Genomic DNA, 457 nt, shown 5'->3' with positions numbered 1-457 from the left:
ATTACAAGGTTACACAGAAATGCCTGTCGTTAGTGGGTCGCTTGTTTCCGATAGCATAATTATTCACGGTTCGGACTTGGTACACAACGAAGGAAGAACACTCGGGAATTATATATCTATTTTTCTACATTGTAAAAATACTTATGATAGACAAGAGCTTATTGAAAAACTGAAATTTAATAAAAGGAATCTTTTTGTCAAGAATGATGATGACCAAAAACTAGTTGAAGTAACCGATGCTTTTGATGTAAGGTGGGTATTGGGCGTTTAGCAACAGTGCAGGAGTGATCCCCGAAAAACTGTTACACACAGTTGCATGATCGCCATCCGGTTCAATTGAACCAGTCTCTCGGATTGTCCAATTCTCTGATGGATCATCAGGGAATTGGTGCTTTAATGACATAGAGCTTAGGATGGCAGGGGAAGCGTACATGTTTCGTTGCTGGTGGAGCATCCC

At 40.5% G+C, this 457-nt stretch carries 1 protein-coding gene; it reads left to right on the top strand.

The annotated features are described in order from the left end of the window. The coding region (locus NF543_RS25320) for a glyoxalase (protein WP_257957592.1) at positions 1-271 on the top strand (271 nt) is incomplete at its 5' end. Positions 272-457 lie beyond the last annotated feature (186 nt).

The sequence above is a fragment of the Parapedobacter tibetensis genome (assembly GCF_024704835.1).
Taxonomy (GTDB): Bacteria; Bacteroidota; Bacteroidia; order Sphingobacteriales; family Sphingobacteriaceae; genus Parapedobacter; species Parapedobacter tibetensis.
Note: the sequence above shows the minus strand (reverse complement) of the source record. Positions and strands in the feature narration are given on the sequence as shown.